Genomic DNA, 21,983 nt, shown 5'->3' with positions numbered 1-21,983 from the left:
AAAGGGGATATGGATATGAATAAGAAACTAATGTCGCTATTAACAGCAGGTGCGATAGTAGTTTCTCTTTCCGGATGCGCTAATAATACAGCTAATTCTAAAGAGAAAACCAAAACAACAGTAGCAACTGCAAGTGAAATAAACATATCTGAGATGTTTACCGACAGCGATAAAGAAGTAGGTTACGATGAAGAAAATTCAACAAAAATAGAATTGAATAAAACTAAGGCAACATCAAATTCTGATGATGTTTCAATAGATGGTACTACAGTTACAATAAAAAATGAAGGTACATATATTTTAAGTGGTGAGTTAGAAAATGGGAAAATAGTAGTGGACTCAGAAAAAACTGACAAACTACAAATAGTACTAAATGGAGTAAATATATCTTGTGAAGGCTCTGCTCCGATATATGTAAAACAAGCTGACAAGGTATTTGTAACATTGGCAAGCGACACAACAAACACACTTACATCTACAGGGGAATATGAAACAAGTGACGATAATATTGATGCGGCGATATTTTCAAAGGACGATTTAACACTAAATGGAACGGGTACATTGGCAGTTAAAAGTGAAACTGGGCATGGAATTGTATCTAAGGACGATCTGGTAGTAACTAGTGGTACATATAATATAAATTCAGCCTCACAGGGGCTATCAGCTAACGATAGTATAAGAATTGCAGATGGAAAATTCGACATAACATCTGGAAAGGATGGACTTCACTCAGAAAATACAGATGATGCAAAACTAGGATATATATATGTAGCAGATGGAGAATTTAATATAACTGCGGGTTATGATGGATTGGATGCCAGCAGTGCAATACAGGCAGATGGTGGAACATTTGACGTGACAACAGGCGGAGGAAGTGCAAAAGCAGTTTCAAAACGAGGTGGAGCACCTCAAGGTGGTGAAATGCCATCAGGAGAACGTCCTGAAATGCCAAGTGGAGGTGGAGAAAAACCAACGGGTGAACCACCTACAGATATGCAAAATGGAGAAAAACCAACGGGAAATTCAAGTACTGAAAAAAGTACAAACAGCATGAAGGGATTAAAAGCAGAAACAAATCTTGTTTTAAATGGAGGTACATACAATATAGATTCTTGTGATGACTCAATTCATTCAAACAAGGTAGTTACGGTAACAAATGGTACATACAGTATAAAATCAGGAGATGATGCTGTTCATGCTAAAGAAGCAACAAAAATAACAAATGGAACAATGAATATAACCAAGAGTTATGAAGGTATAGAAGGCTTAGATATAGAGATAAAAGGTGGAAAAATAACTGTTGTAGCTGACGATGATGGTATAAACGCAGCTGGTGGAAATGACGACAGTGGAACAGTAGAGCCTTTTGAAAATAGAGGTGGAATGAATGAAGCAACAAATGGAAGCATAACTATTTCTGGAGGAAATATAGACATCAATGCTTCTGGAGATGGTATAGATGCTAATGGAAATCTAACTGTAACAGGTGGAACAACTTATGTTTCTGGAGCTGAGAACAATGGAAATTCAACGCTAGACTATTCTGGAGAAGCAAATATAACAGGTGGTACATTTGTAGCAGTTGGAATGTCTGGTATGAGCCAGAACTTTGGAGAAAATTCTACACAAGGTGTGATTATGATAAATAAAGATAATACTCAGGATAAGGGTACGAAGATTAGCTTGAAAGATAGTAGTGGTGAGGAGCTAGTTTCGTATATTTCTAAGAAGTCTTTCAATTCTGTGCTTGTTAGTTGCAAGGAAATTGAAAAGGATGGTAGTTATACTATGAGTATTGGAGATGAAAACAGTGCAGTTCGGATGAGTTCTCTTGTTTATTCTGAGGGGACAAAGTCTAGAACGATGAAATAAAATCCTCAATCAATAAACTAAACTGGGAAAATAGAGTCTAGAGGTAGGCTCTATTTTCTTTTTCGTTGGATTGAAAAAGGAATAATTTATAGAATAATAAAAAGTTATTAAAATATTTGTAGATAATTATGAATTTTAAAAAAATAAAATATGCTATAATTAGCATAAAAAGAATAAATTTTATAAGTTATATTTAAATAAAGTTCGGGGGTGAATATTTTGGTAGATACAGATAAACATATTTATGAAAGAGAAGATTTAATAAATTTATTTGAAGGAATTAAAAATAAAACTTTAGGTGAAATTGATAATTTAGGTATATTTGAAGATGTACAGAAATTTAATCTACAAAAGGGAGTAGCAGGAACTATAATAGAGCAATGTGTGCTTGGTTATAAACCAGATAATAAACAAAGACCAGATTTAATTGTAAAAGATGGAAAAAAAGAAATTCCAACTGAAATAAAAACAACTGGAATAAAGAAACCTAAAAGGGGAAATAAAAAATTCGTTGCAAAAGAGCCAATGTCTATTACAGCAGTAGGTATTTATGATATTGCAAATCAAAAATTTTCAAATTCACACTTTTGGAGTAAGGCAGAAAATATGTTTATAATTTTTTATCATTACCTTGCTGATAAAGCGGTTAAACCATATGAATATGCTTCTTTTCCAATAAAAGATTATACTTTTCATAAATTTACAGAGGATGAAATTAAAGGTTTAGAAGTTGATTGGAATATTGTTCATGATTTTTGTAGTGAAATAGTATCTAATCACCCTGGAGAACATACAAAAGAATGGAAGGAGGAAATTAAGCAAGAGTACATTGATAGACACGGTTCTATGCGTAAAAAATTAAGTTATATAAATTTAGCACCCAAATTTCCACCAAGATTTAGATTAAAAAAATCAATGGTTGATACGATTGTAGCAAATTATTTTAATCATGATTTAGAAAAACTTGAGGATAAATATATAACAGTATCAGAGATAGATGAAAAATGTAAAGAACTTAGTAGAGAATATGGAGGGCTTACAATTGAAGAAATTGCAAGTAAACTAGGAGTTCCAATACTAAATAGTAATGGAACAGAGAATAAGAATATTGCGGAGCAAATTCTAGTAAGAATGTTTGGTGGAAAATCTAAGAAATTAAATGAAATTGAAATATTTAATAAATTTGGGCTTATTGCAAAGTCAATTACAATAACTCAAAATGGTGGAAGAACAGAGGATATGAAATTATATCAAATTGATTTTAATGAAATGACAAAAACTGACTATACTGATGAAGATGGTAATAAGCGTGAATTTGAATTTGAAGATTCAGAGCTATATGAGTATTTTTCTAGTAATGAATTTCTTTGCATTATTTTCCAAGAACCAAAGAAAGAATATTATAAAAACCCAAAAACAAATAGAAAAAAAGAGAAAAAACACCCATTAGCGATGAACAAATTTATAGGATTTCAACGTTTAGTATTTTCTGAAGAATTTATAAATACTGTAGTGAGAAGATGTTGGGAAGATACAAGAGAAAAAATATTTGAAAATTCTTTAGAAGATGTGGTACAAATGTACAAAGATGGTAGAAAAAAATATAATTCTAATGGTGAAGTTAGTACTGCACCTAATTTCATAAAAGTATCTCAAAATACTGTATTTATTCGAGGTGGGGGAAAAAATTCTCATAAGAAGAATAAAAAAGAATGTGTTAATGGAATAAAAATGATTCCACAACATATTTGGATTAGTGGAAAAGCAATTGTTGAAGAGCTAGGTCTTAAGTAAATTATGATAAAATAATAAAGTGATTAACTGTAATATTTGGTTAATCACTTTTTTTGCAGATATTTAAGTAAGAAATGAATTTTTTTATAGTATAAAGTAAATAATAAAATTAGAGTTAACTAAGTAAAAAATCAAAATGTGCAAAATAATAAAGTTAAGAATATGCCAACTTTATATTTATAAAATTAATTAAATGAAAAATGTATTGATCGAAATACAAAAGTATGTTATAATTACCTAAGAAAATAAAGAAAGGTGCGTAAAACAATGAAAAAAACAGTATGTGAGTTATTTGCCGGGGTTGGAGGATTCAGACTTGGTTTAAACAGAGCATCAGACGATTGGGATTTTGTTTGGGCAGACCAATGGGAACCAAGCAGAAAATTACAACATGCGTTCAACTGCTACTGTAAAAACTTTGGAGACACCGAAAACCATGTAAACATTGATATAGCACAAATTGATAAAAAAACTATTCCAGACCATAATCTTTTAGTAGGTGGATTTCCTTGTCAGGATTATTCTGTTGCTAGAACTTTATCTGGAAATACAGGAATACAAGGAAAAAAAGGTGTATTATGGTGGGAAATCAGAGAAGTATTAAAAGAAAAAAGACCAGCTTTTGTGCTACTAGAAAATGTAGATAGATTACTAAAATCACCTTCTACTCAGAGGGGAAGAGATTTTGGTATAATGTTAGCTTCATTCAAAGAATTTGGATACAATGTTGAATGGAGGGTTATAAATGCTGCCGAGTATGGTGGAACACAGAGAAGAAGAAGAACATTTATATTTGCATATAATGAAACAACTAATTATGCAAAAGAGATACTAGAATTTACACCATTAGAAAGAATAAATGAAAAAGGATTCTTTGCTAATGGATTTCATATTGAAAAAGTAGAGAAGTTAAATGAAACAGAAGTAGAAGGCGATTTAGTAGATGTATCAGATTCATTTAAATTTGAATTTAAAAACTCTGGTTGCTTAATAGGGAATAAAGTTTATACAGCAGAGGTTACGCCTATATATGAAGAACCGATACCACTAAGAGAACTTCTTGAAAAAGATGTTGATGAAAAGTATTATTTAGGTGATAAATTAGAGAAATGGGAATACCTAAAAGGAGCTAAAAAAATAGAAAGAGTTAGCAAAACTGGTCACAAGTATACATTTAGTGAAGGACCAGTAGGATTCCCTGATGATATAGATAAACCAGCAAGAACTATGCTTACAAGTGAGTCTAGTGTAAATAGAAGTACTCATGTTGTCAGAGATCCACAGACTGGTAGACTTAGACTTATAACTCCAGTAGAAGCTGAAAGAATAAATGGATTTGATGATAACTGGACTAAAACAGAAAAAATGCCAGAGAAATTTAGATATTTCTGTATGGGTAATGCCTTAGTTGTTCCAATGGTAACAAGAATGGGAAAAATATTAAATAAAATTTTTGATAATGAAAAGTAAAAAAGTACTGTTGTAAAAATGATTTAAAATTACATTTTACAACAGTACTTTTTTTATGAACTAAGAGAAAAATAATTATAGAAAAAATATATAAATATATAGAAATAAACTATTTTTTTAAAGAAGGGAAAAATGATAGTATAAGAGTTGGGAAAATATATATTAATTAAAGTTTAATATAAAAAAAGAAATAAAAAAATTAATTAATAAAATAAAATAAGATTTATACAAAATAATATTAATGTAAACTAAGGAGATAGGAAATGAAACGAGGAAAAAAAATAGTATTAATATCTCACTGTATATTAAATGTTAATGCAAAAGTCGAAGGAATAGCAAACTATTCTTCAGGACTAAAAGAGGTAATTTGTACACTTATAGAAAACGATTTCGGAATAATACAGCTTCCTTGTATAGAACAAGCTATGGGAGGTATAAACAGATGGGGACAGGTTAAGGAGCAGTTAGATTTCCCTAGCTTTAGAGATAAATGCAAAGAAATGCTTATACCTGTAATAAATCAAGTAGAGGACTTTTATAAAAATGGATATGAAATATCTGCAGTAATAGGTGTAGATGGGAGTCCTACTTGTGGTGTAAGTAAAACTTGTAGTGGAAAATGGAATGGCGAAATATGTGGTCAAAATAATATAGAAGAAAAGATAGCTACACTAAAAGAGATTGAATCATCAGGAGTTATGATGGAGGAATTAAAGATATTATTAGAATTAAAAGGAATTGATGTTAGATTTTTTGGGATTAATGAGTCAAATCCTCAAAATGGTATAAATACTATTTTGGAGAATATATGTAAAAAAAATTAATTATTTAGGAGGGCTTTTTATTATGAAATTAAAAAAAGCATTAGGTTTAATAATGGCATGTACAATGGCATTAACTGTATTTACTGGATGCGGTAATACAAAAGAAGAAAGTAAAAATGAAACAACACAGGAAGCAACAGATACTTCTTGGGAAGATTTAAAATCTAAAGGAACATTAAAAATAGGGATGTGTCCTGAATATCCACCATTTGAATCTATAAATGATTCAGGAGAAATAGAAGGGTTTGATGTTGATTTAGCAACAGCTATAGGAGAAGAAATGGGTATAAAGGTTGAATTTGCTAATATACCATGGGAAGGACTTATATCAGGACTTAATAATAGTGAATTTGACATGATAATGTCAGCAATGTCTCCAGAAGAAGCATCTGCAGCTAAGGATTCAGTAGAAGTAAGTGATGATTATTATGATATAAGTACAGTTATGGCTGTTAGATCAGACGATGATAGTATAAAGTCTAAAGAAGATTTAGCAGGAAAAACAATTGGTTATCAGACAGGAAGCTCTTCAGAACAGGTAGCTGCTAAATTAAAAGATATGGGTATAGAAGTTAAAGCTGAAAATCCATATAATAGAAATTCAGATGCATTTGCAGACCTTGAAAATGGTAGAATAGATGCAGTTATAGTTTCATTCCCATATGCTGTAACACAGTCAAAAGAAGATAAAAACTTTAAAGTTGTAAACGATGCTATAGATAAAACAAGTGTTGTAGCAGTAGTTAAAAAAGGATCTAAATCAATAATAGAAGAATACAATAAAGCTTTAAAAACTGTAAGAGATAGTGGAAAATATAAAGAAATAGAAAGTAAATGGCTTTCAGTAGAATAGTAGTGATATAAAATGATGAATTTAGACTTTTCAATATTATTACCATTTACAAACTTAGTTTGGGAAGCAGCAGAAATAACTATAAAAATAGGAGTTTTATCCTTTGTATTAGCATTAGTACTTGCTATAATAGTAGGTTCATTAAGAGCTGCTAATATACCTAAAGTTTTAAAATCAATATTATCTGTATATGTTGAGTTTTTTAGAGGAACACCATTAATGGTACAACTATTTATATTCTACTATGGATTACCATCTTTTGGAATGAAAGTAGACCCTATATTAGCATCTGTTTTAACTATGGGGTTAAATAGTGGTGCTTATTTATCAGAAGTTGTAAGAGCTGCTGTTTTATCTGTTGATAGAGGGCAGTATGATGCGGCTGCTGTTTTAGGTTATAATCATATACAAACAACTGTACATATAGTATTACCTCAGGCATTCAGAATTGCTGTACCAACATTTATGAATGGATTTTCTTCTATAGTAAAAGAGACTTCTTTAGTATCTGTACTTCCTATAATAGAACTTACTAAATTAGGAAACCAAGTTTATGCAAAAACATATCATCCATTTGAAGTGTATATATCTTTAGCTATAATTTACTTTATAATGACATATACAGTTACATTTTTAGCTAAATGGATAGAAAGGAGATTATCAATATGGATAGATTAATAGAAATAGATAATGTCCGTAAGTCATATGGAGGAAACCAAGTACTTAATGGAATTAGTATGGATGTTAAAAGGGGAGAAGTAATTGCAATTATAGGAGCAAGTGGATGTGGAAAAAGTACATTAGTTAAATGTATTTCAGGATTAGAAAATATACAAGATGGAACTATAACTATAGATGGAAAAGAAGTTAAAAGTGTTAAAGATACAGCAGGAAATGTAGGTATGGTTTTTCAAAGTTTTAATTTATTTCCACACTATACTGTTCTTGAAAATGTATCAAAACCATTAATGACAATAAAAAAAGTTAGTAAGTCTGAAGCGGAAAAAAAAGGATATGAACTGTTAAGTAAGGTCCAGCTAGAAAAACAGGCTAGTCAATATCCATCAACTTTATCAGGTGGACAAAAGCAAAGAGTTGCTATAGCTAGAGCTTTAGCTATGAACCCAAAGATAATGATTTTTGATGAGCCGACTTCAGCGTTAGATCCAGAGCTTTCTAGAGAAGTATTTAAGAGTATAAAAGATTTAGCAAAAGATGGTCAAACTATGTTGATTGTAACGCATGAAATAAATGCTATTAAAAATTTTGCTACAAGAGTGATATTCTTAAAAGATGGAAATATAGAAGCACAGGGAAGCATAGATGAAATATTCAAAGAAGGTAGAAATAAAAATTTAGATAAATTTATCAGAATGGTAGATTTTGAAGATTTAGATGATTAAAACAAAGATGCTGTTGTATAAATTTGTGTACAACAGCATTTTTGTTTTAAATTTGAAATATTTATGCGGTATAGTTTATTCAAAAAATCTATCTTCTAATTGAGATAATACGTATTTATTATTTAACCAGAAACATTGTTTAGTATAAGTATCCCCTGAAGGAAGAACATCTGGTTTGGCATCCTTTGTACTATGAGGTCTAACATGAGATACTCTATTTTCACTTGCTTTAGGGAAATTAGTTCTAACTCTTTTACCTTTATTAGTTGTATCTATTATATTGTTATCTAAAATAACCTGTTTAGTTTTTTCAAATACGGATTTAACATCAACATTTAAATCTTTATAAGGTATATTCCAGAATTGACAACCTTTAAGGATATATTTTTTATCCTCAACTTCCTTAAATACTACAAATAGGAATTTTGTTTCACTCAATTCTTTATAAAAGTCAGATTCCTCCCATTCTTGTTTGGCAATATCCATAAATTTAAATGCTGGGAAAGACATACTTTCTTTGATTTTATTATTTTTATTTAATCTGATAGTTTTAATCTTTATATTAGCTTTTTCAAATTCAGCAGCATGATTTCCTTTTATGCCTAAGATAGCATATACAATATTGGCTTTAGAACTTTTTGCTTTAGCCCCAACTTTAAAGTAGTCAAATAATTCGTCGACATCTCTATCTTTATATTCATTTATTCTATCTACAACATACTGCTCAAATGTAGTATTAACAAGTCTATCTTTAATTATGTTATTATCAGTATTGATAGTTACATTAGGTTTATAAGTATCTATTCCTTGAGAAATATAGTCTCTGAGTATATAAGTCATGTAAGAGTTTTTAAAGGCAAAAGCTCTTGGTTTGGCAGGAATATCACTAAAAGGTTGGCTTCTTCTATTTTCTGAAGTTGCTGCTTTTGGAGCAGCTTCAAGGTATAGAGTGTCAGAGCCAGATAATTCGTGAGCTTTACCAGTTTTTACTTTATTTACTATTGTATTAAAGTCATTTTCTATTATATCTAAATCAGCTTCTGGTGGAGTAAATAAAGATGCAAAATCAATTTTAAAATCTAATCTATTTTTTACTTCTTTTTCGTATAAGTAGTAGATTAAAAGTATTAAATGAGCCTTATTCCAAAAATGGCTATTGTAAAAAGTTTCATCAACTACTGTATGATAGTCAATCATATTTACAACCAATCTTTCTTTAGCTGATATTTGTCCATTTTTCAATTTTTTATATGGTGTTACTTTTAATTCAACACCAGCTTTGTCAAAATCTGGAGTTGGATCTGAATTAGCTTTATAATGGAAATGGCATTCTTCTATTAACTCACCAAGACCACCTTTTCTCTTTTTATTTTCGTGAGATACTGCATATTCTGAACTGTCTTCACTTACTAAAGTATTAATATTTTTCTCGTTTTCTTGTATAACATCATTGAAAGTTTTTCCAATTAATTTTTTTGCATAGGATTCTATGCTTAGAGGATTTGTTTCATCGTATAAATTGTTCATATGAATCACCATCTTTAATATAAATTAAAATTAAACTATTTATATATTATATCACATAAATAAAAATTGAAAGAAAAGAATAAGCATAATATTTCTAGATTAAACAACAAAAAAATAGTATAAAATTATGTTATTATAAGTATATAACTTTATATGTAAATAATACAGAATATGAATAATTAAAAAATAGTACAAAATATAAATGCCTTGTTTATATATTGAAAAGTAAACAGCAAGGGAATTTTGAAAAGAATAATTTTAATAAAGGAGAGAATAATGATATTAAGTAATTATCTTAAAAAAGTTGAAGAAGAGGTTGATAGTTTAATAGAAAGGCATAAAAAAGTTACAAATACTAATTGCTTAATTGCATTTAGAGGTGAAAATAAAGATTATGAAGAAACAAAATTAATGCCTTCGCTATTTCGTAATGAAAACTATATAGAAAAAGAGAAATATTTATTTGAACTTTTAGATGACTATGGGTTTATTCAACCAAATCAAAAGAGAAATATTGAAAAAGCTATAGAAGCTCAACATTATATTGCTATAAGTAGAATGTTAGATATAACTTTTAATTTATTTGTTGCAATATTTTTTGCTTGCAAGGGAAACGAGAATGAGAATGGAATTATATATATTTTCTGTTTTCCAGAACATTATTCACCACACTCACAATATATAGAAGAATTTTATACTCATATTTTGAATGATAAAAATATTTCTTATTCAAGCAATTTTAAAGTAATTTCACATAGTCATTCTAATAATAGAATAAAAGCCCAAAATGGAGGATTTATATTTTTTACAGGAAAAGAATTCAGACCAATTCCAAATGTATATTATAAAAAAGTAATAATAGAAAAAAATGATAAACGAAAAATATTTAAAGAACTAGACTTGATTTTTAATATGAATGAATCAACAATTTTTCCGGAAAAAGAAAAAATAATTCAAGTAGTTAAGCAAAAGTTTGAGCAAGGAGTATATAAGAAACGATTAATTACTATAGAAGGAGAAGTAGATTCATATTTTGAAAGAATTGATTATGAATTAAGTATGAATTGTTATGGAGATAATATTGATTTATTAAGATACTTGCGAAAGGAAAAAAGTGATTTACTATATTATATAAGTCAAAATTATTGCAATAGTATAGACAATAATATATCTGACAATCATATGTTAGAGAAAGAATTAATAAAAAAAATCGAGAATTCATTTAATTTCTTATTATTAAAGTATAGGAGGATATAAAGATGAGAGATTTTATAAATGAAATAATTGAAAAATTTCAAATAGATATAGAAAGTATTATTCAATTTCCAAAAGGAAGTCAAAGAAGTTGGCTTATTGAAGGAGAGGAAAAAAATGGAATAGAGAAAAAATTATTAGTTTATGATTGTTCTGGTGGAAAAAATAAATTTGATTATTATGAGTATACTAAAAATATAGAAGAAAAAGGTGAAATATTTCAATTAATAATGATATTTGATAATTGGGATAGTGAATGGAAAATTATGAAAGATGCGTATAAAAAATTAAAAAATTCTAAGGATAGGAAAGATTTATTGTATTTATTTGATAATAAAATTTCATATTATATTGATTTAAGTAACTCACTAAAAATAGAAGTTGATGAACAAGGAGAAAATTATCTAGAGTATTACAATTATGATAATGATGAGAATATAATAAGTTTAAAGGGAAGAGTTTATAATATTTCATTCAAGGAACTGAAAAAAATTTTTAATGTAACAGGTAAAGAACTTTTCAGAGAAAATGTAAGATATGGTTTGAAAAAAAATTCTCTTGGAAATTCATTGCAATTAAAATTTAAGGAATATATAAAAATTGGTGCATATATGAAATGGAATGAAGAAAATAAAGATTGTGATGATGAAAAAATAAAACAAGTATTCGAAATTGATAATGATTATAAAATAAGAAGTCCTAGAAACTTTTGGTTTTATCATAATGGAATTACAATATATGGGAAAGATGCATTTGACTTTAGTGGAAAATATGTAAGGGTGAATCCCAAAAATATAAGTGTTATAAATGGCGCCCAAACATTAACCAATTTTTTTGAGTGTACAAAATCATTGCCAGAAGAATTTAATAATATATGTGAAAATATTATTGATGATGAGGGTTTGAAGTTAGAATTAAAAAAACATATGGAATTATTTATATTAGAAGTAAAAGATATTATGAAAGTAAAAACTATTTTTATTGAAGGTAAAAAAGAATACTTACAACCTATCACTTGTGGTTTAAATACTCAAATTCCAATTAAAGAATCAGATATTTTAGCTATTTCTGATGATGTTAAGACAATTAATAAATATCTTCTAAAAAGAAATATGAAAATTGTAAAAGATGGCGAAAACTTGAATGTTGAAAAAATGTTTTCTGTAGTAGAATTTATTAAATATTATTTAATGATAAAAAATAAGCCAGGTGAAAGTAAAAATTTAAATCGTAAAGATATAAACAAATATTTAGTTGAAGCAAAAGAAGAATTTGAAAATGCTAAATATATTAATCAATTATTAGAAGCATTAATAAAAATAAATCGTATTGAATGCTGGTGGATTGAATCTAAAAAAATGAGAAATGAAATGTATAATAAAGAATCTGAAAAAAAATATTCAAAATATGGTAGAAATTATTTTTCTAGCTTTATGCTAAAACAGGATATAGATTTTTTAGATGATGAGTCACTTATTCAATTTTATGATATTTTTATAAAAACTTTTATGGAAATAAGTAGTTCTCCAGATTTATCTGAATTTAAAAATGATAAACTATTTGAAAAGTATTTAGAAGAAATTAATAAGAATAAATCAAAAGCAACACAATTATTTATAGATGATTATGATGATTTAAAAAAATATTTAAATTCTAATAAAAAATCACAATATACTCTTCAAAAGAGTATTCGTGAGTATTTAACTTTAAAAAATAAGGATATTTCAAAATTTATTTTTAGAGTAGTTCCAAGAAGTAATAACAAAGTTAATGAGGCATTTTCATTTCCAAATACTACTTTTAGTGATATATATCAAAATCAAAATATTGATGAGGGAAAAATATATACGGAGTTTAAAAATTCTCAATTCTATAAAGATATAAAAAAAATATTTCCAGTATTTATAATTGATTGGGAAAAAAAGAATAATGAAAAAATTATAAAAAATATAGGTTTAATAGAAGAATTTAGTTTTAAATCTCTAGAAGAAGAAGCTAAAAATGTATATGATAAAACAATAGAGGCTTTTAAAGAAGGTGATGAAACAAAATTTCCAAAAATGAGTGATAAATTATCATTTCATGTTAGACCAAAGGCTATTAACTCAGATGATACATTTGAATTTACAAATGGTATAGAAATTACAAAAAGAACATTTTGGGCAAATAAAGAAACAATGAATAAGTTAATAGATGAAATGTACAAAAATAGTTAGTAAAATATTTTAAATACATAATTATAATATAAAGATTTGTAGGTAAGATAATGTATTAAAACCTATAAAGTAATCTAAATATAAAAATTCTTTATGAGGTCCCAATTTGTTAAACTTTTGAAATATAGTTATTTCACAAAAGTTCAACAAATTGGGACTTCATCATATTTTTGAGTCATAAGTTGAATTTCTCTAACCTTCATTCCCATATCATTCCCAGAAAAACTATTCCAATCAGCTAAAACAACAATTTCATCTCCTGATTCAAAATCATCTAATGATAATCTTTTTAAATAGTCTGATGCAAATTCAGCATAAATTAAATCAGCATTAGAACAATCTAAATATCTGGGAGAACCAAAATCATTTCCATTATCTACTGATTCAGCATATAGTCTATTATTACTTGAATCAACTTTTGTCACGACTGCATTAAAAGAGATTGAATCAGAAGAATTTGAATTATCCTTTGTACAAGAAGTTGCGCCTAAAGATAAAGAAACAGTAAACAATATTAAAATTAATTTATTTAAAAATAATTTATTAAAAATTTTCATTCAAAAATCCTCCTAAAATTCCTATTTAACTAAATATATAACATAAAATGAGAAAAATAACATTAAAATCATTAAAAAAGATAATTATTATCGTTGTTAAATAGTATAATATAAGATAGGAAAATTATACGTTGAAAGGAGTGAAATTTTTGAAAGGAAAAATAATGTTTCAAGGAACTGCATCCAATGTAGGAAAGAGTATAATCGCTGCAGGTATGTGCAGAATTTTTGCTCAGGACGGATACAAAGTAGCTCCTTTTAAACCACAGAACATGGCGCTAAACTCTTTCATCACAGATGAAGGACTAGAGATGGGAAGAGCTCAGGTATTTCAGGCAGAAGCAGCAGGGATAAAGCCAAAAGCGGATATGAACCCAATCCTATTAAAGCCATGTGGAAATCATAGAAGTCAGGTGATTGTTAGAGGAAAAGTTGTTGGAGAGATGCATTCCTCTGAATATCATGAATATAAATTAGAGTTAGTAGATATTTTAAAGGACACATTTTATGATTTAGAAAATGAGTATGACGTAATTGTTATGGAAGGGGCAGGAAGTTGTGCCGAGATAAATTTAAAAGAAAGAGATATCTCAAATATGGGTATGGCACAAATCGCCGATGCTCCAGTTGTTTTGGTATCTGATATAGACAGAGGAGGGGTATTTGCCTCTATTGTAGGCACACTTGCACTTTTAACTGAGTACGAGAGAAAAAGAGTGAAGGGTGTAATTATCAATAAATTTAGAGGAAAAAAAGAGTACTTTGCTGAAGGTGTGAAGATGCTTGAGGATATTATACATATACCTGTTTTGGGAGTTGTTCCGTATTCTGATATTAAGATTGAGGACGAGGACAGTGTAACTACTAGATTTAAAAAGGCCACAAAGAAAAATGATATAAATATCGAAATAGTTAGGACTCCACATATGTCAAACTTTACAGATTTCAATATCTTTGAAACACAGAGCGATGTAAGTCTTAGATATGTTGATTTTGGTGAGTCTATTGGAAATCCTGATATGCTAATTATTCCAGGAACTAAGAGTACAGTAGAAGATTTAAAATATTTAAGAGAAACTGGTCTTGAGGAGCAGATAAAGGAATGTGCTAGAAGAGGAAAACTAGTATTTGGAATCTGTGGTGGATACCAGATGTTAGGCAAAAAAATCGTCGATAAATATGGTGTTGAAAGCGACGATTTAGAAGTAGAAGGAATAGGACTTTTGAATACTGTAACTGAATTTGAAAAAGAGAAAACTACTGTGCAGACAGAGAGAGTTATTTCTGATAGTGTGCGAGGCTATTTAAATGATGTATCAGGGAAAAAAGTTAAAGGCTATGAAATACACATGGGAACTACAACAAAACTAGATGAATGTGTAGACGAAATATTTGCGAGTGAGCCTACAGATTTAATAGAAAAAAATGCTGAGAACTGTTTAATAGGATGCTCAAATTCAGAAGGAAATGTTGTAGGAACTTACATACATGGAATTTTTGATGAGATAGACTTTACTAGAACTCTTCTAAACACAATAAGAGCTAAGAAGGGACTAGAACCTGTAGCTAGTGAAGTAGAATCATTTGAAGAGTTTAAAAATAGAGAATATGACAGACTTGCGGATATGCTAAGAGAAAACTTAGACATGGAAAAAATCTATGAAATAGTTAAAAACTCAAGCAAGTAATTAAATTAAATAAGTTAAGAAATAGAAAAGTTAGTCTGAAAAAGTGTATCAAAGTAGATTAATAATAGGAGATTTTAAATATGAAAAAGATTATGATTGCAGGTACTTCAAGTGGAGTTGGAAAGACTACAATTTCGCTTGGGATTATGCGGGCACTTACAAAGAGAAATCTAAAGGTGCAGCCATACAAGGTTGGGCCTGATTATATAGATCCGTCTTTTCACACATTTATAACTGGTAGAGATTCTAGAAATCTGGATTCTTATATGTTAGACGATGAAAAGATTAAATACATAGTAAATACTGCATCAAAGGATGCCGATATTTCTGTGATTGAGGGAGTTATGGGGCTTTATGATGGATTTGGAACTGATATAGATAACTGTAGCAGTTCTTACACATCAAAGATTACCAAAACTCCAGTAATACTAGTTATAAATGGTAAGGCAATGGCTGCATCTGCTGCAGCGACAGTACTTGGTTATTTAAACTTAGATAAAAATGTAAATATCATAGGTGTTATTGCAAATAACGTAAAAACTGAAAGCCACTTCAACATAATAAAAGAGTCTATAAAAAAATACTGTGGACTAGAAGTTTTTGGATATTTTCCACCAAATGATAAATTTGCACTTGAGTCAAGACATCTAGGTCTTGTTCCAATGGATGAGGTTGAAAAATTATCTGAGAAATTCTCATCTCTTGCGGATGAGATTGAAAAATACATAGACATAGATAGAATTATAGAATTATCAGAGAGCGAAGAGATTGCCAGCAAATTTGACTTAGCTGAGGAAATGGAAAAGAAGAATTTATTTGAATTAGCTAAGGAAAAAACTGTTGCGATTGCACATGATAAGGCATTTAACTTCTACTATAGAGAAAATATAGAGATTTTTGAAAAACTTGGAATAAAAATAAAATACTTTAGTCCTCTTAAAGATGAAGAAGTTCCAATGTGTGACTTTGTATATATTGGTGGCGGATTCCCAGAAATTTTTGCTGAGGAATTAGAGAAAAATGAGTCTATAAGAAAATCAATATTTGACTTATACGAAAACAATACTCCAATATATGCAGAATGTGGTGGACTTATGTATTTAGGAAAATCTATTATAGATAAGTCTGGAGTAGAGAGAAAAATGGTTGGTATTTTTGAAGGTGTCAGTGAAATGACTCCTAGACTTAGAAGATTTGGATATTGTGAAGGACAGGCGCTTGAAGATACAGCTATCTCAAAAGAAGGAGATTGTATAAAAGGACACGAATTCCACCATTCAATATTTAAAAGTGACGAAAAATGTGCATATAAGATGAGAAAAATTAGAGATGGAAAAGTTGTAGATGAATGGGAAGGTGGTTATAGCAAGAAAAATACACTTGCGACATATCTTCACACTCATTTTTACAACAATTTGGATTGTATAGAAAATATACTTAAAAACTGTGAAAGATAATAGAAGGAAATTTTAATTATGGGAAATTTATTTACACCACAGGTAACAAGTACGGTTGTTTTTACTGTGATTGGATATAGTTTTGCAAATATACTTATTATGATTCTTGGATACATAATGGACTTGGTGTTTGGGGATCCGTATTGGTTTCCACATCCAGTTAGATTTATAGGTAAGTTGATAAGCAAGACAGAAAAATTTATAAGAAAGCATGCGAAATCAGAGAAATCTCTAAAATATTGGGGAATTTTGATGTGGTTAGTGCCTGTTGTTACAACAGCGCTTGTTACAGCATTGATTGTAAAGATTGCAAGCTTCAATAAATATGTAGAAATTTTTATTAGTGCATTTATAATCTACACAACACTTTCTACAAAGTGTTTAAAAGATGAGGCTACAAAGATTTACAACGTACTTGAAACTGGAGATATAAAAAAATCGAGAGTGCAGCTTTCATATATAGTAGGTCGTGATACTACAAATCTTAGCCAATCTGAGATAATAAGGGCTACAGTTGAAACAGTTGCCGAAAATACTGTAGATGGAACAATTTCTCCTATGTTCTACGGATTTTTATTCGGCCCTGTAGGAGCAATGACTTATAAGGCGATAAACACATTAGACTCAATGGTCGGATATAAGAATGATAAATATTTAAACCTTGGATGTGTATCTGCAAAATTAGATGATGTAGCCAACTTTATACCAGCAAGATTAACTGCGATATTTATGCCTTTAGGAGCATTTTTATGCGGTATGAATGGATCAAACTCGTTTAAAATAGCGATTAGAGATAGAAAAAATCACAAAAGTCCAAACTGTGCATTTGCAGAAGGTGCAGCAGCTGGAGCTATTGGAGTACAGCTTGGAGGGACAAATATCTACTTTGGGAAGGAAGTATACAAGCCTACTATTGGAGATAAGAAAAGAGAATTAGAAAACTACGACATAGTTAGAATGAATAAGCTTATGTATGCGACAACAGCTAATGCACTTTTAATTTTATCAGCGTTGTTTTGCATTATGATATAATATATTAATACTGTTAAAAGGAGAGTTTGGAAAGAATTGATGGAAAATAATTTTAATAAAAAAAATAAATCTACCAAAGAAAAAGAGTTCAACAAAGAAAAAGTTAATATAAACTCAGTTCATGGGGCAGATATCAATTCAGCGGCCGAACTCTATGGACTTGAAGCAGATAAAATTATCGACTTTAGCTCAAATATCAATCCATTTATTGTAGATAGTATGGATAAGATTGTCGCAGCTGGAGTAGGTAGTTTACAAAAGTATCCAGATATAAAATACAGACGACTTAGAAAAAATATAGCAGACTACCTTGGAGTAGATGATAGTCAAGTTATTCCTGGAAATGGAGCAACGGAGATAATCTATCTCCTTATGAGAAATCTAAGTGGAAGACTTGCTATAATCAATCCAACTTTTTCTGAGTATAGAAAAGGTGCAGAGATTGCAGGTCTAAGTGTAGTAGATTTTGTGATGGATTGGAAGAAAAATTTTGAACTTGATTTAGACGAAATTTACAGAAGAAAAGACGAGTTTGACAGTATATTTATCTGCAATCCAAACAATCCAGATGGATCTGTTAGAGAAATAAAAAAACTATTGGAATTTGCGGAAAAAGAAGGGAAGTTGCTTATAGTGGACGAAACCTTTATCGAATTTGCTGACTCTGAAAAAGATAGAAGTCTTGTAAATATGGTCGAAAAATCAAAGAACTTATTCATAATTAGAGCAGTCACAAAATTCTTTGGAATACCAGGAATTAGGCTAGGTTATGGAATAAGCGCAAATAGGGAATTACTTCAAAAAATGTACGATGAAAAAGAGCCTTGGACGATAAACTCATTTGCAGATTCTGCATCTGATTTTATATTTAAAGAGGAGGAGTACATAAGAAAAAGCAAGGAGTATTTTTCTAAAGAAAGAGTATGTATGATAAATGAAATAAATAAAATAGATGGAATAAAGGCATTTAATTCAGATGCGAATTTTATTCTAGTTAGATTTGAAAATAGAAATGTATTGGATGTGAAAGAAAATTTATTAAAAAGGGCAGGTCTTCTCATTAGAGATGCGTCTAATTTTATTGGTTTAGACTCTAGTTTTGCTAGAGTAGCTATTAAAAATCATGAACAAAATATTGTACTTGTAGATGCACTTAGATCTGTATTGGGTGAATAGAGTGAAAGGTTACGCAAAATGCCCTGCTTCTTGTGGAGAGTTTGTTCAGGGAATGATAGGAAATGAAGAGTACCTCTGCTCCTATGCAGTAAATCTTTTTTCAGAAGTTTACCTTGAAGAGAGAAAAGATGGTGAGGAAGAGGATTTAACTGAAAGAGTTAAAGGAACAGAAAAGAAAATATACATAAGAAATGTAAAAAAATCGAGATTGGCTATAAGAAAAGTATTTGAAAAATACGATATACCAGTTGAAACGCTAAACAATTTATCTGTAAAAATAATAAGTGAGGTTCCTGTAAGCAAGGGAATGGGTAGCTCAACTGCAGATATAGGAGCTGCTATAGGAGCTGCATTAAATCTAATAGGTGAGGAAATGACTCCAGAAGAAATTGCAGAAATAGCATCGTCAATAGAGCCTACAGATTCTGTATTTATGGAAGATAATGTAATATTTAATCCAGTTAAGGGTAAAGTGAAGGAAAAACTTGGGTATATAGATGATATGAAGGTTCTTCTTTTAGAGCCTAATAAATATCTAAATACTGTAGACCTTAGAAAGAACAGAATGTACAAAGAGGCAAAGATGAGAAATAGAGAAATCATCGAAAATGCCTTTAGAATGCTTAAAAAAGGATTCACAGAAAAAGATAGAGAGATGATAGGTAGAGCTTGTACTGCTAGTAGTTTAGCAAATGAAAATATCTGTAAAAAAGAGTATCTACATGAGATTATCGAGGTATCTGATAAATGTGGTGGATTTGGAGTAAATGTGGCACATAGTGGTACAATAGTCGGAATTTTAGTGGATAAAGACTTTGATTGTACTGAGATGATAGCTGAATTAAAAAGAAGAGAGATAGACAAAGTTTATTCAGATATGTACACACTAGATATTATCAAAGGTGGAATAAGATACGAATAAAAAATAAAAGGAGGGATTTTTTTGGATTATATTAAAAACCCTATGAAGATTGAAGAGAGAAGCTTTGAGATTATACAGGGAATAATAGACGATATAAGACCTGGATACGAGTACAAAAGTGAAATAGAAGAAAAAATAATAAAAAGAGCGATACACACAACTGCAGATTTTGAGTATTTAGATATTCTAAAAATATCTGATAATGCAGCTGAGATAATAAAGGATGCTCTTGAAAATAAGGCTAGTATTTACACAGATACTACTATGGCTTTAAGTGGGATAAACAAGAGAAAGCTAGATAAATTAGGTTGTAATTATGCTTGTTTAGTTGCAGATGAGAGAACTGTTGCAAGAGCTAAGGAAAAAGAGATTACAAGATCTATGGCTGCGGTTGAGATAGCTGCTGAGGATAAAGGAAGAAAGATTTTTGTTCTTGGAAATGCGCCAACAGCATTGTTTAAGGTTATAGAAATGGTAGAAGCAGGAGAGATGGAAGTCGATGCAGTTATAGGTGTTCCAGTTGGATTTGTTGGAGCAGCTGAGTCAAAAGAAAAACTTGCAGAAACAGATATTCCATATATACTTTCTGAAGGAAGAAAGGGTGGAAGTAATCTAGCTGCTGCAATAATCAATGCGATACTTTACAGCATAGAGAGATAGTTTGTATTATGGAAGAATTTGTATATATAGACGGGAAAAAATACAGAAGAGGATATACAACAGGATCTTGTGCAACTGCAGTTTCAAAGGCTGCTGTGTATGTGCTTTTAACTAATGAAAAAATAGATACGGTAAATATAGATACACCTAAAGGAATATATTTATCTATTCCTGTTGTTTCTAGTGAGATTAAAAAGAATGAAGATACGGGAGAAATTTATTCAATCTGCTCTGTTCAAAAAGACGGTGGAGATGATATAGACGCAACAAATGGGATAGAGATATTTGCAAAGGCAACTTGGGTGTATGAAGATGAGATAGATAAAAGCGAGAATAATTTCTCTTTTGAAGGAGATGGATTCTGTGTATTTTCTGGAGAGGGAGTAGGAATTATCACTAAAAAAGGTTTGAGTGTAGAACCAGGTAGACCTGCGATAAACCCAGTTCCACAGAAGATGATTGCAAAAGAAGTAGAGTCCGTTTTAAAAGCAAGTGGAGAAAATGTATTAAACGATAAAAATAATTTAGATGATGAAAATAGATTAGATAATCTAAAAAAAGTAATAAAGATAACTATTTTCATACCTAAGGGAGAAGAAGTTGCAAATAAGACATTTAACCCTAGACTTGGAATTGTAGGTGGGATATCTATAATTGGAACAAGCGGCATTGTTGAGCCAATGAGCGATGATGGTTGGAAAAAGTCGCTTTCAATAGAGCTAAATATGAAAAAAGAGCTTGGAATGGATAAGATTATACTTGTTCCAGGAAATCATGGAGAGAGCTTTATTTCAGATAGGATTGGAGAAAATAGTTCTGTTGTTAGGACGAGCAATTTCTTAGGATATATGTTAATGGAAGCTAAGAGAATGGGATTTAAAAAAATTCTTTTGGCCGGACATATTGGTAAATTTATAAAATTATCTGCAGGAATTTTTAACACTCACAGCAAGGTCGCAGATGCTAGAAATGAGATACTTATAGCAAATTTGGCATTGATGGGTGCTTCAACAGAGTTAGTGAGAAAGATTGACTCTTGCCTTACAACTGAGGAAGCTACAGATATTGTATATGAAAATGGATTTGGAGAAGTTTTTGATATAATTTGCGAAAAGTGTAAAAAAAGAGCAGAGATGCATGTAGATAATGAGATTGAGATAGAAGTATTTATTTTTAAAATGGACAAGACAGTACTTGGAAAGAGTAAAAATGCCGAGGAGATGTTGGACAGTTTTAGAAAATAAAATGTTGATAGAGTTTTAATTCTTTGGAGGAAGA

18 protein-coding genes are annotated in these 21,983 nt (G+C 29.7%); 16 read left to right on the top strand and 2 right to left on the bottom strand.

Going from position 1 to position 21,983, the window contains the following annotated elements:
• Window positions 1-15 precede the first annotated feature (15 nt).
• From DWX74_RS03655 to DWX74_RS03625, 7 genes are all read left to right on the top strand, one after another.
• Window positions 16-1,872 (top strand): carbohydrate-binding domain-containing protein, encoded by a 1,857-nt coding sequence (locus DWX74_RS03655; protein WP_118548756.1) that lies wholly within the window; start codon window positions 16-18, stop codon window positions 1,870-1,872.
• Between the two features lie 219 nt (window positions 1,873-2,091).
• On the top strand, window positions 2,092-3,666 hold the full coding sequence (locus tag DWX74_RS03650) for a MutH/Sau3AI family endonuclease (RefSeq protein ID WP_158573232.1): 1,575 nt from the start codon (window positions 2,092-2,094) through the stop codon (window positions 3,664-3,666).
• 267 nt (window positions 3,667-3,933) lie between these two features.
• Complete coding sequence (gene dcm, locus DWX74_RS03645; RefSeq protein ID WP_118548754.1) at window positions 3,934-5,136, top strand: DNA (cytosine-5-)-methyltransferase; 1,203 nt, start codon at window positions 3,934-3,936, stop codon at window positions 5,134-5,136.
• 263 nt (window positions 5,137-5,399) lie between these two features.
• Window positions 5,400-5,960, top strand: coding sequence for a CD3072 family TudS-related putative desulfidase (locus tag DWX74_RS03640; protein WP_118548753.1), 561 nt, complete (start codon window positions 5,400-5,402; stop codon window positions 5,958-5,960).
• Window positions 5,961-5,982: 22 nt separating this feature from the next.
• On the top strand, window positions 5,983-6,813 hold the full coding sequence (locus tag DWX74_RS03635; protein WP_118548752.1) for an ABC transporter substrate-binding protein: 831 nt from the start codon (window positions 5,983-5,985) through the stop codon (window positions 6,811-6,813).
• Window positions 6,814-6,825: 12 nt separating this feature from the next.
• A complete protein-coding gene (locus DWX74_RS03630; protein ID WP_118548751.1) occupies window positions 6,826-7,491 on the top strand; it encodes an amino acid ABC transporter permease in 666 nt (221 codons plus the stop codon).
• A complete protein-coding gene (locus tag DWX74_RS03625) occupies window positions 7,479-8,216 on the top strand; it encodes an amino acid ABC transporter ATP-binding protein (protein ID WP_118548750.1) in 738 nt (245 codons plus the stop codon). The genes DWX74_RS03630 and DWX74_RS03625 overlap by 13 nt, the downstream gene beginning before the upstream one ends.
• Window positions 8,217-8,291: 75 nt before the next feature.
• Here DWX74_RS03625 and DWX74_RS03620 read toward each other — a convergent pair whose 3' ends face one another.
• On the bottom strand, window positions 8,292-9,743 hold the full coding sequence (locus tag DWX74_RS03620) for a Sau3AI family type II restriction endonuclease (RefSeq protein WP_286164175.1): 1,452 nt from the start codon (window positions 9,741-9,743) through the stop codon (window positions 8,292-8,294).
• Window positions 9,744-10,019: 276 nt separating this feature from the next.
• On the opposite strand from DWX74_RS03620, the gene DWX74_RS03615 reads away from it, so the two are divergent.
• Window positions 10,020-11,000: an FRG domain-containing protein gene (locus DWX74_RS03615; protein ID WP_118548748.1), complete on the top strand. Its 981-nt coding sequence runs from the start codon at window positions 10,020-10,022 to the stop codon at window positions 10,998-11,000.
• Window positions 11,001-11,002: 2 nt separating this feature from the next.
• A complete protein-coding gene (locus tag DWX74_RS03610; RefSeq protein ID WP_118548747.1) occupies window positions 11,003-13,213 on the top strand; it encodes an AIPR family protein in 2,211 nt (736 codons plus the stop codon).
• 143 nt (window positions 13,214-13,356) lie between these two features.
• Here DWX74_RS03610 and DWX74_RS03605 read toward each other — a convergent pair whose 3' ends face one another.
• Entirely contained in the window at window positions 13,357-13,770 is a 414-nt protein-coding gene (locus DWX74_RS03605; protein WP_118548746.1) for a hypothetical protein, read from the bottom strand.
• 149 nt (window positions 13,771-13,919) lie between these two features.
• Here DWX74_RS03605 and DWX74_RS03600 point away from each other — a divergent pair, with 149 nt between their 5' ends.
• From DWX74_RS03600 to cbiD, 7 genes are all read left to right on the top strand, one after another.
• Window positions 13,920-15,458, top strand: coding sequence for a cobyric acid synthase (locus DWX74_RS03600; RefSeq protein ID WP_286164174.1), 1,539 nt, complete (start codon window positions 13,920-13,922; stop codon window positions 15,456-15,458).
• 80 nt (window positions 15,459-15,538) lie between these two features.
• Window positions 15,539-16,915 carry a cobyrinate a,c-diamide synthase gene (locus tag DWX74_RS03595; RefSeq protein ID WP_118548745.1) on the top strand — a complete coding sequence of 459 codons (1,377 nt, stop codon included), beginning with the start codon at window positions 15,539-15,541 and terminating at the stop codon, window positions 16,913-16,915.
• 18 nt (window positions 16,916-16,933) lie between these two features.
• Window positions 16,934-17,947, top strand: a complete 1,014-nt coding sequence (cbiB, locus tag DWX74_RS03590) for an adenosylcobinamide-phosphate synthase CbiB (protein WP_118548744.1) — start codon at window positions 16,934-16,936, stop codon at window positions 17,945-17,947.
• 39 nt (window positions 17,948-17,986) lie between these two features.
• Window positions 17,987-19,123 carry a threonine-phosphate decarboxylase CobD gene (cobD, locus tag DWX74_RS03585; protein WP_118548743.1) on the top strand — a complete coding sequence of 379 codons (1,137 nt, stop codon included), beginning with the start codon at window positions 17,987-17,989 and terminating at the stop codon, window positions 19,121-19,123.
• A 1-nt stretch (window position 19,124) separates the two neighbouring features.
• Entirely contained in the window at window positions 19,125-20,045 is a 921-nt protein-coding gene (locus DWX74_RS03580; RefSeq protein WP_118548742.1) for a GHMP family kinase ATP-binding protein, read from the top strand.
• Window positions 20,046-20,066: 21 nt separating this feature from the next.
• Complete coding sequence (locus DWX74_RS03575) at window positions 20,067-20,705, top strand: cobalt-precorrin-8 methylmutase (RefSeq protein ID WP_118548741.1); 639 nt, start codon at window positions 20,067-20,069, stop codon at window positions 20,703-20,705.
• An 8-nt stretch (window positions 20,706-20,713) separates the two neighbouring features.
• Complete coding sequence (gene cbiD / locus DWX74_RS03570) at window positions 20,714-21,949, top strand: cobalt-precorrin-5B (C(1))-methyltransferase CbiD (protein ID WP_118548740.1); 1,236 nt, start codon at window positions 20,714-20,716, stop codon at window positions 21,947-21,949.
• Window positions 21,950-21,983 lie beyond the last annotated feature (34 nt).

The sequence above is a fragment of the Peptoclostridium sp. AF21-18 genome (genome assembly GCF_003478825.1).
In the GTDB taxonomy this organism is placed as follows: domain Bacteria; phylum Bacillota; class Clostridia; order Peptostreptococcales; family Peptostreptococcaceae; genus Peptacetobacter.
Note: the sequence above shows the minus strand (reverse complement) of the source record. Positions and strands in the feature narration are given on the sequence as shown.